We start from the raw sequence: 13567 nt of genomic DNA, 5'->3' as shown, positions 1-13567 counted from the left end.
CGCGATCCTGATGATCGCGACGCCCGATATCGTTTCGCAGGTTAGGCGCTGCTTACTTGATCTTCGGCAGCTGTTCCCACTGGTGGTACGGCGGCGGCGAAGACAGCTGCCATTCCAGCGTGGTCGCACCTTCACCCCAGGGGTTGTCGCCAGCGACGCGCTTCTTGGCGAAGGCTTCGAAGACGCCGTAGAGGAAGACGAGAACCGCAAAGGCCGAGATGTAGGAGCCGATGGATGAGACATAGTTCCAGCCGGCATAGGCATCCGGATAGTCGATGTAACGGCGCGGCATGCCGGCAAGGCCGAGGAAGTGCTGCGGGAAGAACACCAGGTTCACGCCGATGAACATGACCCAGAAGTGGAGGTGTCCAACAAACTCGTTGTACATGTAGCCGGTGATCTTCGGGAACCAGTAGTACCAGCCGGCGAAGATCGCGAAGACGGCACCGAGCGACAGAACGTAGTGGAAGTGGGCCACGACGTAATAGGTGTCATGCAGCGAGCGGTCGAGGCCGGCATTGGCGAGCTGGACGCCCGTGACACCACCGACGGTGAACAGGAAGATGAAGCCGATCGCCCAGACCATAGGGGTCTTGAAGGTCAGCGAACCGCCCCACATCGTTGCAATCCACGAGAAGATCTTGATGCCGGTCGGCACCGCGATGACCATGGTTGCGAAGAGGAAGTAGCGCTGCGCCTGGAGCGACAGGCCAACCGTGTACATGTGGTGTGCCCACACGACGAAGCCAACGGCACCGATGCCGACCATGGCGTAGGCCATGCCGAGGTAACCGAAGACCGGCTTCTTCGAGAAGGTCGAGATGATGTGGCTGACAATGCCGAAACCGGGCAGGATCAGGATGTAGACTTCCGGGTGACCGAAGAACCAGAACAGGTGCTGGTAGAGAACCGGGTCACCACCGCCCTCAGGCGAGAAGAAGGTCGTGCCGAAGTTGCGGTCGGTGAGCAGCATGGTGATGCCGCCTGCGAGAACGGGCAAGGACAGCAGCAGCAGGAAGGCTGTGACCAGAACGGCCCAGGCAAACAGCGGCATCTTGTGCAGCGTCATGCCCGGAGCGCGCATGTTCAGGATCGTGGTGATGAAATTGATCGCACCGAGGATCGACGACGCACCGGAGACGTGGAGCGCGAAGATCGCAAGGTCAACGGCCGGACCGGGCTGGCCGGAGGTCGCAAGCGGCGGATAGAGCGTCCAGCCACCACCGACACCATAACCGCCGGCCGGGCCTTCGACGAACATCGACAGCACGAGCAGCAGGAAGGCCGGTACGATCAGCCAGAAGGAGATGTTGTTGAGGCGCGGGAAGGCCATGTCCGGAGCACCGATCATGATCGGGATCATCCAGTTGGCGAAGCCACCGATCAGCGCTGGCATGACCATGAAGAAGATCATGATCAGGGCGTGCGCCGTGGTGAAGACGTTGTACATGTGCTTGCCGCCGTCGATGGCAGCATCACCCTCGAAGCCGTAGACCATGGAAGCCAGGCCGTGGAAGATCTGGATGCCCGGCTCCTGCAGCTCCATGCGCATGGCAACCGACATGGCGGCACCGATGATACCCGCGACGATCGCGAAGATCAGGTAGAGGGTGCCGATGTCCTTGTGGTTGGTAGACAGAAACCAGCGAGCGAAGAAGCCCGGCTTATGGTCGTGATGTGCGTGTTCGTCGTGGGCAACAGAGCCAGCCATTGACCTCACTCCTCTCAGTTCGTGGTGTTTTCGGCAGTCTGGACGGCGGGAGCGCCGTCGACAGCAGCCATGAGAGCGCGGTTGGCGCCCGACAGATCCGAGGTCGCAGCCTCAAGCCAGGTCGCGTACTGCTCGTCGGTGACGACGCGGATGGCGATTGGCATGTAGGCGTGGTCCTTGCCACACAGCTCCGAACACTGGCCGTAGTACAGACCTTCACGGTCGGCGCGGAACCAGGTTTCGTTCAGGCGGCCCGGGATGGCGTCGATCTTGATGCCGAAGGCGGGCATTGCAAAGGCGTGGATAACGTCGGTCGGAGCAGCCGTGACCAGCAGGCGAACGGTCTTGCCGACGGGGACGACCACTTCGTTGTCAACAGCGAGAAGGCGCGGATAACGGGCGACATCTTCCTTGCCGGTGGCCGCGCGGTCTGTTTCCTTCAGCATGTAGCTATCGAAGGAGACGGCCTGCTCGCCCTCGTATTCGTAGGACCAGAGCCACTGGGTGGCGGTCGCCTTGATGGTGATGTCGGGGTTTTCCGGCATCTTCAGCTGGTAGGTCAGCAGGTTGAAGGACGGGATCGCGATCGCGAAGAGAATGAGAACCGGCGCAACCGTCCAGACGATCTCAATCGCCGTGTTGTGGCTCGTCTTCGATGGCACGGGATTGGCGGCGGCGCGGAACTTCACGACCACGATGATCAGGAGAATCAGAACAAAGATGGTGATCGGAACGATGAACCACAGTGTGTACTGCTCGAACCAGCTGTTGAACTCCATGATGGAGGTGGCTGGTTCCTGCATACCCATCTGCCAGGGCTTCGGCTGATCGGCGAAGCCTACAGAAGCGAAAAGCAGACAGGCCAAGGCGGCCAAGGCTGCATAGGTTCTCTTCATCACGGTTTGGTCTCCCACAAGCGCTTGATCCACATCAAACCATAGCGCAAAAATCATGCTAGTGTCGCCGTTTCAAATCACAGATTGGCCGCAATCGCAATACGCCCGCGCGAAAGGCGGTGCGGCATTTTTGCGCTTCATCAAATAGATGAGCCTTGCATTCACAGGCTTTCTACAGATCGCACCGAAAAGGGCTCATGATTGCGCTCGCATCGCAAACCCGCAGTCCCAATTATGCCGCACTCGACCTTAAAACAGGGGTCGGGGCTTCCATTTGCGGACCCTCGCGACAAGAATGTCGTCAATGATTCGTTTTCCAGAGGTTTTCATGGGTCTGCCTAGACTTGCCTGGTCGAGCCTGACAGCGAGCGCCGTGCTGATGGCCGCACTCGCCACTCCGGCACTGAGCCAGCAACCGCAACAACAGCCGGGCTCGATCCGTTCCAACCACGGCGCCTGGTCTGTCATCTGCGACAAGCCGGCCGGCGCTTCGGAAGAACAATGTGCGCTGATGCAGAACGTCATTGCGGAAGACCGGCCGGAAGTCGGCCTCTCCGTCGTCGTGCTGAAGACCGCTGACCGCAAGGCCCGCATCCTGCGCATTCTCGCACCGCTCGGCGTTCTCCTGAAGGATGGCATGGAGCTGTTCGTCGACGGCAACAATATCGGTCGCGCCTATTTCACCCGCTGCTTCTCGGAAGGCTGCTATGTCGAAGTCGAGATCGACGAAGAGCTGATGAAGATCCTGCGGGCCGGCAAGGCAGCAGTCTTTGCGCTGCGCGAATCGGCAGACCAGGACCGCGTCGGCATTCCGATCGAGCTTGCCGGTTTCGGCGAGGGTTATGATACGCTGCCGTAAGGGCGTGGTCGCCGGATCGTGATGACATTATCTATAGGGGCAAGTCCGACGGGCTTGCCCCTGTTTCGTTGCGCGCCTACATGCTTGATGCCAGCGCCCAAGGAGACATTCATGACCCAGGACCTTCTCTCCCTCTTCGATTGCGACGAAACCACGCTGACGCGGCGCGTTGCGGATGCTCTCAAGGGTGCCGACGACGGAGAGCTGTTCGTCGAACATGCCCAGGCGGAATCGCTGACCTTCGACAACGGGCGCCTGAAGGGTGGCTCGTTCAACACGGACCAGGGATTCGGACTTCGCGCCGTGGCCGACGAAGCGGTCGGCTATGCCCATTCCGGTGAATTGTCGCTGGCCGCCCTCTCCCGTGCTGCCGACGCCGTCGGTGCGGTGACCCATGGTTATTCCGGTTCCTATGCCACGGCACCACAGCGGACCAATGCCAAACTCTATGGTGATGGCAACCCGATCGGCTCCCCGACCTTCGAGGAGAAGGTGAAGCTGCTCTCGGAGATCGATGCCTATCTGCGCGACAAGGATCCCAAGGTGCGGCAGGTGACGGCAACCGTCGGCGCAAGCTGGCAAGTGGTCGAGATCTTGCGTGCCGACGGCCACCGGGTGCGCGACATAAGGCCGATGACCCGCATCAACATTTCCGTTGTCACCGGCAAGGGCGACCGCCAGGAAAGCGGCTCCTTCGGCACCGGCGGTCGCATGAGCTTCAACGAGTTCCTGACCGAGGACGGCTGGCGCCGTGGTGCCGACGACGCACTGCGTCAGGCGCTGATCAATCTCGAAGCCCAGGAGGCGCCAGCCGGCACCATGGATATCGTGCTTGGCAATGGCTGGCCGGGCGTCATGCTCCACGAAGCGGTCGGCCACGGCCTGGAAGGCGACTTCAACCGCAAGAAAACCTCTGCCTTTGCCGGCCTGATGGGCGAGATGGTGGCGGCTCCCGGCGTGACCGTCGTTGACGACGGCACAATCAACGACCGGCGCGGCTCGATCACCGTCGATGACGAGGGCACGCCGTCCGCCTACAATGTGCTGATCGAGAACGGCAAACTCGTCGGCTACATGCAGGACCGGCAGAATGCCCGCCTGATGGGCATGAAGGCGACCGGCAACGGTCGCCGCCAGGGTTATGCGCACCAGCCCATGCCGCGCATGACCAATACCTACATGCTGTCGGGTGACAAGACACCGGACGAGATCATCGCCTCGGTGAAAAAGGGCATCTATGCCGTCTCCTTCGGCGGCGGCCAGGTCGACATCACCTCGGGCAAGTTCGTCTTCGGCTGCACCGAGGCCTATCTGATCGAAAACGGCAAGATCGGAGCACCGGTCAAGGGCGCGATGCTGATTGGCAACGGTCCCGATGCTATGAAACGTATCTCGATGATCGGCAACGACACCAAGCTCGACACCGGCATCGGCAATTGCGGCAAGGCCGGTCAATGGGTGCCCGTCGGCGTTGGTCAGCCGCATCTGCGGATGGACCAGATCACGGTGGGCGGGACCAAGGCTTGAGGGAGAACGCGCTCGTCCCCGAACTCGCAGTCAGTGACTGGCGGACGAGCCGCACTTTCTACCGCGACCTGATCGGATTTGAGATTGCCTATGAGCGGCCCGAGGAAGGCTTCAGTTTTCTGACCCTCGGAGACGCGCAGCTGATGATCGACCAGATCGGAATCGGTCGGACCTTCGAAGTTGAGGGCGCTCCTGTCGAACGGCCCTTCGGCCGCGGCCTGAACATGCAGATCCGTGTCGCTGATGTCTCGGTCATACTTGATCGCCTCGCTGCGGCAAGCGTGGCGCTGTACCTGCCGCTAGAGGAGAAATGGTATCGCCGCGACGACCATGAGATCGGCAACCGGCAATTCGTCGCAGCCGATCCGGATGGCTATCTCTTGAGGCTGTTCGAAGATCTCGGGGAGCGGCGGGGGCCTGTTAAGACATTCGATGGTGCCGGACAGCTACCAGGCTAGCTCACTCGGCCTTCAGGAGGTCACGAATTCGCTGGCGCGCAGCATCGGCCAGAAATCCGGAGCGCGACTGATTGGCATGCGCGGCGGCGCGGTCAATTGCCTCGATGAGCGTCTCGTCCATTGAGATGTTGATCCGCACGGATTTCCGGGGCAATTCGTAGCGCGCCAGAAACAGCACGCCGTCGGCCAGCCCCTCTTTGGCCTCAGGATCCGAGAGCAGCTCCTTGAGGCTTCTCCTGACCGGCAGCATTTCGCCGTCTTCCAGCATACCGGCGACGTGAAAGGTCAAGACCTCGTCAGCCTTACGGATAGCCTCTTCCTCGCTATCGGCGCCCGTAATGCAGCCAGGAAAATCGGGAAAGGAAATGCCGAAGGCGCCGTTTTCTTCATGCATCACAGCATGTGCGAAAGGCATCGCCACTCTCCCTCGTGCCGGGCGCTACCACTCCCATCCAGCCTGCTTGAAGATGGATCGCAAGGTGCCGGTCGGGACTTCCCGGACGCCCATGTCCAAAGTAACTTTACCCGGCTTTTCCGTGTGGGCGTATTGAACATGATCACCCGGCCCTTTTCGCTTGATGGACCAGCCATCGGTGCGGAGCATACGGTCCACCTCTCTCGGTGTCAGCGGCGCATGTTTTGAACCCATGTCGCACCTTGTGTATTTATACACAAATCGACGCAGCTATCAAGTATCGCTGCCTGCTCGGGTACGTTAGCGCAAGCCGGAGGTTATGAAAGCTCCAGCATTCTAGGGTTTACGAGCGGACAGTCACCCCCGCGCGGGCATCAGGACGCAGTCGTAGCGCTGGCGCACCAGCTTGTCGCAGGCCGCACGGGCCGCTTCTTTGGTCTCGAATCCGGTGAAACGGGCGCGGTAGAAGGTGATGCCGTTGCGGGTGACCATTTCGGTATAGGTGTCGAGCCCCTGAAGCGGGCCACCGACCTTCTGGCGGGCCTGGGACAGCAAGTCCATGGCTGCCTGGGCGGATGTCGCGGCGGCAATCTGGACCTGCCACCTGCGTTCGAAAGACGTCGCGGGCGTGCTGGCGGTCTGCTGCGGGTCGACGGCGGCAAAGCGACTTGCCGGCGCCGCGACGATGTCTGCGGTTGCGGTCCCAGATGACGGCGCATAAGCCGAGGCGGTACCCGGCGTTGCGACTTCAGAAGCGCCGGCGAGCCCCTGTACTGCAGCCAGCGCAGACTGCCGTGAACCCGGAACCGGCACCGCGTCGCCAAGGCGGGCAAGATCCATCTGCGCTCCGGTCGAGCGGGAAACCAGAAGCTGCCGGCCGGTCGACGCCTTCTTGATGTTGGCGTCGATCAGACGCTCCATGATCTTGTCGCGGCTGGCGGCGGTTCGTCCACCCAAGACGACGCCGATGACGCGGCGGCCATCATGCTCTACGGCACTGACCAAATTGAAGCCCGAGGCATTGGTATAGCCGGTCTTGATGCCGTCCATGCCCTTGTAGCGATACATCAGGTTGTTGTGACCATTGATGGTCTTGCCGCGAAACTTGAAGCTCTTGGTGGCAAAGAGCTCATATTCCTTCGGGAAGTCGCGCATCAGGGCGACACCGAGGGTCGACATGTCGCGGGCGGTGGTGAACTGCTGCGCATGCGGCAGGCCGGAGGCATTGAAGAAAGTGGTGTTCATCATGCCGAGCGAGCGGGCCTTGCGCGTCATCAGGGCCGCAAAGCCCTCTTCGCTGCCGCCGATCTTCTCGCCGATCGCGGCCGAAGCGTCATTGGCCGAGCGAACGATCATGGCCAGAACAGCTTCGCGGACGGTGATGCTGTCGCCTGCCTTGACGAAGAGCTTTGTCGGCGGGCGGGAGGCGGCATGTTTCGAAAAGGGAACGGGGCTATCCCAGCTGAGCTTGCCGGCCTTGATCGCGTCGAAAACCATGTAGACGGACATCATCTTGGTCAGCGATGCTGGGTGATTGAGCACATCCGCGTTTTCGGAGGCGAGAACTTCGCCGGTGCGGGCATCGAGGAGAAGCTGGGCACTTCCTGCCTGGGCTGTCGTCGAGAGGGTAAGGATCGCCACGCAAAACGAGAACGCGATCAGCAACTTGCTCATGAAAACTCCAATGCCGCCCGGATTTCAATGATGACTGCGACTGGTCCGATTCGATCGATCCGCCGTCTTGGGCTTGAGCCCCTATGGCAAGAATGGGGCGACAATCAGCCGATCGGAATCAAATGCAACCGTCATTCCCCATAACGTCGCTCAATCATGGTGAATGGAGAGTTAATCCACAGGGCGAAAGCTCGCAGCGGCGCTCACGAAACCGTCAGCGGGCAAGTGTTACCGCGCCTGTGCCCTCCTCTGCCAATCTGTCCGCTGGATTGACGAGCTGACAGCGCTGAAGAGACAGGCAGCCGCAGCCGATGCAGCCATCGAGATCATGCCGAAGACGCTGGAGGATACGGATACGCGCATCGAGCTTTTCGGCCCAGATGCTGGCAATCTGTCGCCAGTCTTCCGGTGTCGGCGTGCGTTTCTGCGGAAGGCCTGCCAAAGCCTCGGCAACATCCGAGAGTGGCAATCCCACCTCTTGCGCGGCCCGAATGAGCGCGAGGCGCCGCAAGACATCACGACCGTAGCGGCGCTGGTTTCCGCCTGTCCTGTCGGCGACGATCAGACCCTTGCGTTCGTAGAAATGGATGGCAGAAACGGCGATCCCTGAGCGGCGGGCGACGTCTCCGACGGTCAGATGCATTTTCTTTTCGGACATGGCTTTACCTCAACCTTGGTTGAGGTTGTAGCATCCGGGCAAATCGCATCCAAATCCATTTCATACAGAGAGTATTCCTATGACAAACCGTGTGACCGGCAGCCCGGAAAGCCCTTCCCTGCCGGCGTTTGCTGATGCCCCCGACGACGTCGCGCGCCTTTCCGGCGAGACCGGCGGCTGGCTCGATCTGGTGTCACGCGAGCACCTGACCACCACGTTGATGCTGAGCATGGGCGTTGCCCTCTTCGCCTTCAACGGCTTCTTTGTCTCGACCGTGCTGCCAAGCGCAATTGCCGAGATCGGCGGCGGTCAATTCATAGCCTGGTCGGTTTCCCTCTACCTCATCGGCTCGATTGTGGCCGGTGTGACCGCTGCGCAGCTGAAGCAAAGGTTCGGGGCTCGCCGCGTTCTGGTGGTCGCCACACTGGTCTTTCTTGCGGGGACAGTGACTGCCGCCATGGCGTCGTCCATGGAGCAGGTCCTGCTGGGACGGATTGGACAGGGTCTCGGAGAGGGCGTCGTCGCGGCGATCTGCTATGCCCTCATCCCGGCTCTCTATCCCTCCCGCCTGGTTCCCAAGGTCTTCGGTGTCGAGGCGCTTGTCTGGACCCTGGCTTCCTTCGGTGGGCCGTTTGCCGCGGGCTGGCTGGCAGAGAGCCTTTCCTGGCGCATGGCATTCCTGATCAACCTGCCGTTTGGCCTCGTCTTCCTTCTGCTGGCACTCTTCACGGCGCGAGCACGCGAAGAGGTTGCCGATGCGCATGGGCTCCCGCTTTCGCCACTCTTGCTTCTGTCGATCGGCCTGCTGATGATCCTCTCATCGGGCGTCATGGCGGAGGCGTGGCTGTCGGCTGTGCTTGTCGTCTCGGGGCTGATCCTGTTGGCCTTCAGCGTCCAGCGCGATCGAGCCTCGCCCGTCAGTCTCATGTCTCACAATGCCTTCCGCCTGTCCTCTACGGTCGGCACCGGTCTCTGGCTGGTGCTGCTGATGCCCGTGGCCCAGGCAACGAGCAGCGTCTACTTCGTTTTCGGCCTGCAACACGGCTTCGGCTTTGGGCCGCTGGCGGCGGGCGGGCTCGGCGCCATCATGGCCATGAGTTGGAGCCTGGTTGCAGTCCTGGTCGCCCATGTGGGCACCGCAAGAGCAAGGCGGCGGGCCATCGAAGCAGGCCCTATCCTGCAATGCGCCGGCATGATGCTGGTGGCACTCGGATTTTACCAGGGATCACTCACCCTGCTCGTCGTCGGCCAGATCATCGTCGGCGCAGCCTTCGGCTCGAGCTGGGCCTTCCTGAGCCAGATGTTGATGGAAGCGAGTGCGGTTACGGAGCGGGACAAGACCTCAGGCCTGATCCCGACGCTGCAATCGGCCGGCTTTGCGATTGGCGCTGCGCTTGCGGGCCTGACCGGCAACAGTTTCGGATTGGGCAACCTCTCCATCCATGAGGGGGCGAATGGCGCCTTTTCCACGACCTTCCTGATCCCTGTGCTCTGGACAATCCCCGCCATCCTCCTGGCGCGGCGTGCAACCAGATTGGCAGCAGAACTGCCGAAGTATTCTCAACAACATTGAGAGATACCGTTGAACCTCGCTTAAGGACTCTGGGGCTAGCCTTGGCGGCATTGTGACAAAGTTGTTTTCAGGCAGGACTATGGCAGGACGGATCAAGCAGCAGATGAGGCGCGCGGCGATTACGGGGGGACTGGAGGCGTCCTTTCTGTTGTCTCGGCTCGGGCTGGCGGGTGCTCTTCGGGGCCGAGGGGTGATCTTCACGCTGCATCATGTCCGGCCCGCCGATGCCAGACCGTTCCAGCCGAACCGGCATCTCGACATCACGCCCGACTTCCTCGACGCGGCGATCCGGACGCTAATCCGGCGCGGCTATCGCTTCATCCGACTGGACGAGGTGCCGGCGGCGCTTGCCGAACCCGAGGGCGGACAGCCGTTTGCCGTCTTCACCCTCGACGACGGGTTTCGCGACAATCGCGACCATGCCCTGCCGGTCTTCGAGTGTCACGGGGTGCCTTTCACCATCTTCGTCTGCAAGGGGCTTTCGGAGCGCAGCCATACGATGTGGTGGGATACACTTGCGGCCCTGATCGGGGCCCGGCAGAGAGTGGCGCTCTGCCTGCCGGCAGGACGGATCGACATCGACTGCAGTTCGACGGCCGCCAAGCGCGCCGCATTCGATGCCGTGGCGCGCCTGCTCATGGCGGGCGACGAGGCGAAGGGGGTGGCGCAACTCGATGCGGCGGCGAATGCTGCCGGTATCAACCCGCATGCGCTGGTTTCCGAAACGGTCATGGATCGGGAAGAGCTGGCCGCTCTGGGCAGCAACCCGCTCGTCTCCTACGGCGCGCATACCGTGAGCCATCGCGGGCTCGCCGATCTCAACGACGAGGCCTTGCTGAAGGAGTATAACGAGAGTGCGGAGTATGTGGCCGGCATCACAGGCACGCGGCCCGTCACCTTCGCCTATCCTTACGGCGATGCCCGCAGCGCCACGGTTCGCACGGCTGGCTATGCCGACTGGGCGGGCTTCAAGCTGTCGGTGACCACACGGCCGGGCACATTGACGCCCGCCTCAATGGCGAGCCCGCAGCTTCTGCCACGGATCTCGCTCAACGGGCTCTTTCAGAAGCCGCGCTATGTCGAGGCGCTGGCTTCGGGGCTGCCGTCGAAGCTTGTCGGCGGCTGAGCCCCTCCCCTGATCAGGGGTACATCCGGATCTTAGACCAGCCTTCGCCGTCCGCGTCGCGACGGAACTCGATGCGGTCGTGCAGGCGGAACTTGCGATCATGCCAGAACTCGATCGAGCGCGGGATGATCCGGAAGCCCGACCAGTGCGGCGGACGGGGGACGTTTCCGAGCGCGTATTTGGCGGTGTATTCGGCGACCGCCTTTTCCAGAGCGAAGCGGCCTTCAAGCGGACGGGACTGCTTCGAAGCCCAGGCTCCGATCCGGCTGCCGAGCGGCCGGGACTGGTAATATTCGTCGGCCTCTTCATCGGAAACCACCTCGACTTCGCCCCTCAGGCGGATCTGGCGGCGCAGCGATTTCCAATGAAAACACATGGCTGCCTTTTTCTGGCCGAGAATTTCCTGTCCCTTCTGGCTCTCGAAATTCGTGTAGAAAACGAAACCCCTGACATCGAAACCCTTGAGCAGCACCATACGGACATTTGGCAGGCCATCCGCATCGACGGTGGCGAGCGCGACGGCATTGGGATCGTTGATCTCCGAGGCCTCGGCATCCTTCAGCCAGGTCGCGAAGAGCGCAAAGGGTTCGCTCTCTTCGGTGAAGTCACCACTTGTTAACCCGATATCTGACATATTGTTTAAAATGCTCCCGATATGCATATTGGCCGTCGATGACGAAGCACTGGATCGCAGGCCCCTTGGCAGACATAGCAAAATCGGTCGAGCGGACAAAGGGTTGGTGCATGCGTAGAAGCTCTATCTTGCTCGTCATCTCTGCGACACTTCCGCTCAGCGGTTGCTTCGGCAGCAGCATGGACCTGTTCGGCTCCGATACGGTCGATAGCTCGATCTCCACATCGACGGTCGTCAAGGGCGGCAATCCCACGAGTCGCTCCGACGAGCTTACCGTGCAGAGTGCTGTCTCTTCAGCCGATCTCACCAAGACAGAAGGCAAGCCGCTTCCCTGGGCGAATGCGACAACGGGCAGTGCCGGTGTCGTGACCGCGATCCAGGAAGAGAAGGGTAATGGCGTCATCTGCCGCAACTTCTCGACGACCCGCCATTCCTATGAAGGCATTGCCTATTTCTCCGGCAAGACGTGCACGTCCGGCACCGGAAACTGGCAGCTGATGAATTTCGACCGCCAATCGTGAACGGCGGATCGATTTAGGTCGCATTCGAAAGACTTGCTTAAGCAAACCGGAAGAATGAGGTCGCCCTGACGGCCGACAGCTAACCTTCGATTAGCATATGGCATGCGACGGTTCCCGAGACTGTAGCGCCCGGATCTGCATGAATTCCGCAGGACGGCATAAAAGTTTCGCGGACGGGGCCCCATGAACGGACCTTTTCCGCCTGAGGTGTGTTGGTGTCCTCGATGCGTGATTTTTATTCGATCCTTGGCGTGAAGCGCGATGCCGGCTCTGACGAGATCAAGGCAGCATGGCGCACGAAGGCGAAATCCGTGCATCCGGACCAGAACCGCGACGATCCGCAGGCCCATAACCGGTTCGCCGAGATCGGCCGCGCCTATGAAGTGCTCAAGGATCCGGCCAAGCGCAGCCGTTACGATCAACAGCGCATGAAGGTCGAAGCTCTGGAACGCGAACAGACGATCATGCAGCAGCGCCAGGCAGCACGCGAGGCGGCGGAAAAAGCCAAGCAGGCCAAGATAAATGCCGAGCGCGTGCTTGAGGAGCTGGCGCGCGCCGAGGCGGAGAAAGCCAAGGCGGATGCGATCCAGGCAGCCCAAGCCGCCAAGGCGAAGGCCGCAAAGGAACAGGCTGCCGAGGCGAAGACCAAAGCCCAGGCAGATTCCGGTGCGAAGGATGCAGCCGCAGAAACGGCTACTGCGGCCGGCACCGACAAGACTTCGACTGCCGGTGCAAGCGCTAGCCCTAAATCGGGTCCGAGCGCCACCGTCGGCGGCACGGCTTCAGGCCCGGAAGAAACCGCTTCACGCATTTTCGGCGATAGCCCGGAAGCGGCGGCAGCCGCTGAAAGCCTGCGTCGCGAGCAGGAGGCCGCAGAGCTTCAGGAGGGAATTCCCCTGAAGCCGGCGGCATCGCCCCTGCTGGCGCCGATCGAGCTCTTCAGTTCGCTGGTGCGTCGCCTGCGCGGCGCCCCGCCGCCGCTGCCGGAAAAGGCACCCGATATCTTTGCTGATGCCGTGGTCGCGATTGCCGATCTGCTCGAGCAGAAATCCGTGTCGATCACACTGAACGACGGACGCGAAGTGCGCGTGCCGCTCAACGGTGTGACCGAGGGCCATGTCGTGCGCCTCAAGGGTCAGGGGCTGAAATTCCAGGGCCTGCAGCGCGGCGATGTCGCCGTGACGATCAAGGTGCTGCGCGCCGAACGCTTCGCTGTCGACCAGTTCGATATCCGCACCGTGTTGCCAATCACACTCGAAAACGCCGTGCTGGGCTGCGAGACACAGGTCGAAGGACCTGACGGAACCATGGTGCCCGTCACGGTCCCGGCCTGGTCGAACTCGGACCAGGTTATCCGAATCGACGACCTCGGCCTTCCCAACGCCGAAGGCGGCCGTGGCGCGCTAGTCGTCGAACTGCGCGTGATGCTGTGGGAGAAGCCGGACGAGAAGGTCACCGACCTGATGCGGCTGATGCGCGAAGGGCTCTATATCTGAGCCCCCTTGGGTCCTGGTG

Annotated in this window: 14 protein-coding genes; 7 read left to right on the top strand and 7 right to left on the bottom strand. The window is 61.5% G+C overall.

Annotation, left to right across the window (positions count from 1 at the left end):
• Positions 1-52: 52 nt before the first annotated feature.
• Positions 53-1711 (bottom strand): cytochrome c oxidase subunit I, encoded by a 1659-nt coding sequence (gene ctaD, locus ACQKP1_RS05065; RefSeq protein ID WP_203013507.1) that lies wholly within the window; start codon positions 1709-1711, stop codon positions 53-55.
• A gap of 14 nt (positions 1712-1725) precedes the next feature.
• Positions 1726-2610: a cytochrome c oxidase subunit II gene (gene coxB, locus ACQKP1_RS05060; RefSeq protein WP_203013504.1), complete on the bottom strand. Its 885-nt coding sequence runs from the start codon at positions 2608-2610 to the stop codon at positions 1726-1728.
• Positions 2611-2986: 376 nt separating this feature from the next.
• On the opposite strand from coxB, the gene ACQKP1_RS05055 reads away from it, so the two are divergent.
• The 3 genes from ACQKP1_RS05055 (at position 2987) to ACQKP1_RS05045 (ending at position 5451) form a co-directional block, all read left to right on the top strand.
• Positions 2987-3466 carry an invasion associated locus B family protein gene (locus ACQKP1_RS05055; protein WP_371418469.1) on the top strand — a complete coding sequence of 160 codons (480 nt, stop codon included), beginning with the start codon at positions 2987-2989 and terminating at the stop codon, positions 3464-3466.
• A 111-nt stretch (positions 3467-3577) separates the two neighbouring features.
• Positions 3578-4993 (top strand): metalloprotease TldD, encoded by a 1416-nt coding sequence (tldD, locus tag ACQKP1_RS05050; protein WP_427274440.1) that lies wholly within the window; start codon positions 3578-3580, stop codon positions 4991-4993.
• Entirely contained in the window at positions 4990-5451 is a 462-nt protein-coding gene (locus ACQKP1_RS05045; RefSeq protein WP_427274439.1) for a bleomycin resistance protein, read from the top strand. Before tldD ends, ACQKP1_RS05045 begins: the two co-directional genes overlap by 4 nt.
• Before the next feature lies 1 nt (position 5452).
• Here the strand turns inward: ACQKP1_RS05045 and ACQKP1_RS05040 are convergent, their stop codons facing one another.
• From ACQKP1_RS05040 to soxR, 4 genes are all read right to left on the bottom strand, one after another.
• The gene (locus ACQKP1_RS05040; protein WP_427274438.1) at positions 5453-5866 is read right to left on the bottom strand and encodes a type II toxin-antitoxin system HicB family antitoxin; all 414 of its coding nucleotides are present in this window, start codon (positions 5864-5866) and stop codon (positions 5453-5455) included.
• Between the two features lie 24 nt (positions 5867-5890).
• Positions 5891-6100 carry a type II toxin-antitoxin system HicA family toxin gene (locus tag ACQKP1_RS05035; protein WP_427274437.1) on the bottom strand — a complete coding sequence of 70 codons (210 nt, stop codon included), beginning with the start codon at positions 6098-6100 and terminating at the stop codon, positions 5891-5893.
• A 123-nt stretch (positions 6101-6223) separates the two neighbouring features.
• Complete coding sequence (locus tag ACQKP1_RS05030) at positions 6224-7540, bottom strand: serine hydrolase (RefSeq protein ID WP_427274436.1); 1317 nt, start codon at positions 7538-7540, stop codon at positions 6224-6226.
• Positions 7541-7754: 214 nt separating this feature from the next.
• Complete coding sequence (gene soxR, locus ACQKP1_RS05025) at positions 7755-8198, bottom strand: redox-sensitive transcriptional activator SoxR (protein WP_427274435.1); 444 nt, start codon at positions 8196-8198, stop codon at positions 7755-7757.
• A 79-nt stretch (positions 8199-8277) separates the two neighbouring features.
• Between soxR and ACQKP1_RS05020 the strand changes: the two genes are divergently transcribed.
• Both ACQKP1_RS05020 and ACQKP1_RS05015 read left to right on the top strand, forming a co-directional pair.
• Positions 8278-9771: an MFS transporter gene (locus tag ACQKP1_RS05020; RefSeq protein WP_427274434.1), complete on the top strand. Its 1494-nt coding sequence runs from the start codon at positions 8278-8280 to the stop codon at positions 9769-9771.
• 79 nt (positions 9772-9850) lie between these two features.
• Positions 9851-10897, top strand: a complete 1047-nt coding sequence (locus ACQKP1_RS05015) for a polysaccharide deacetylase family protein (protein WP_427274433.1) — start codon at positions 9851-9853, stop codon at positions 10895-10897.
• A 13-nt stretch (positions 10898-10910) separates the two neighbouring features.
• On the opposite strand, the gene pdxH is transcribed toward ACQKP1_RS05015, so the two are convergent.
• Positions 10911-11531 (bottom strand): pyridoxamine 5'-phosphate oxidase, encoded by a 621-nt coding sequence (pdxH, locus tag ACQKP1_RS05010; protein WP_427274432.1) that lies wholly within the window; start codon positions 11529-11531, stop codon positions 10911-10913.
• 65 nt (positions 11532-11596) lie between these two features.
• On the opposite strand from pdxH, the gene ACQKP1_RS05005 reads away from it, so the two are divergent.
• Both ACQKP1_RS05005 and ACQKP1_RS05000 read left to right on the top strand, forming a co-directional pair.
• The gene (locus ACQKP1_RS05005; protein WP_427274431.1) at positions 11597-12052 is read left to right on the top strand and encodes an RT0821/Lpp0805 family surface protein; all 456 of its coding nucleotides are present in this window, start codon (positions 11597-11599) and stop codon (positions 12050-12052) included.
• Between the two features lie 224 nt (positions 12053-12276).
• Entirely contained in the window at positions 12277-13548 is a 1272-nt protein-coding gene (locus ACQKP1_RS05000) for a DnaJ domain-containing protein (RefSeq protein ID WP_427274430.1), read from the top strand.
• The last annotated feature ends 19 nt before the right edge of the window (positions 13549-13567 follow it).

Source organism: Allorhizobium sp. NPDC080224 (assembly GCF_050281005.1).
Classification (GTDB): domain Bacteria; phylum Pseudomonadota; class Alphaproteobacteria; order Rhizobiales; family Rhizobiaceae; genus Allorhizobium.
The sequence above is the reverse complement of the archived record's forward strand: the minus strand, read 5'-3'. Positions and strand labels throughout refer to the sequence as shown.

Bases quoted from the DNA above. Each gene is read 5' to 3' on its own strand.
- ctaD (WP_203013507.1), bottom strand. From the start codon at position 1,711: ATGGCTGGCTCTGTTGCCCACGACGAACACGCACATCACGACCATAAG.
- ACQKP1_RS05040 (WP_427274438.1), bottom strand. From the start codon at position 5,866: ATGCCTTTCGCACATGCTGTGATGCATGAAGAAAACGGCGCCTTCGGC.
- ACQKP1_RS05020 (WP_427274434.1), top strand. From the start codon at position 8,278: ATGACAAACCGTGTGACCGGCAGCCCGGAAAGCCCTTCCCTGCCGGCG.
- ACQKP1_RS05030 (WP_427274436.1), bottom strand. From the start codon at position 7,540: ATGAGCAAGTTGCTGATCGCGTTCTCGTTTTGCGTGGCGATCCTTACC.
- ACQKP1_RS05035 (WP_427274437.1), bottom strand. From the start codon at position 6,100: ATGGGTTCAAAACATGCGCCGCTGACACCGAGAGAGGTGGACCGTATG.
- ACQKP1_RS05015 (WP_427274433.1), top strand. From the start codon at position 9,851: ATGGCAGGACGGATCAAGCAGCAGATGAGGCGCGCGGCGATTACGGGG.
- tldD (WP_427274440.1), top strand. From the start codon at position 3,578: ATGACCCAGGACCTTCTCTCCCTCTTCGATTGCGACGAAACCACGCTG.
- soxR (WP_427274435.1), bottom strand. From the start codon at position 8,198: ATGTCCGAAAAGAAAATGCATCTGACCGTCGGAGACGTCGCCCGCCGC.
- ACQKP1_RS05000 (WP_427274430.1), top strand. From the start codon at position 12,277: ATGCGTGATTTTTATTCGATCCTTGGCGTGAAGCGCGATGCCGGCTCT.
- pdxH (WP_427274432.1), bottom strand. From the start codon at position 11,531: ATGTCAGATATCGGGTTAACAAGTGGTGACTTCACCGAAGAGAGCGAA.
- ACQKP1_RS05055 (WP_371418469.1), top strand. From the start codon at position 2,987: ATGGCCGCACTCGCCACTCCGGCACTGAGCCAGCAACCGCAACAACAG.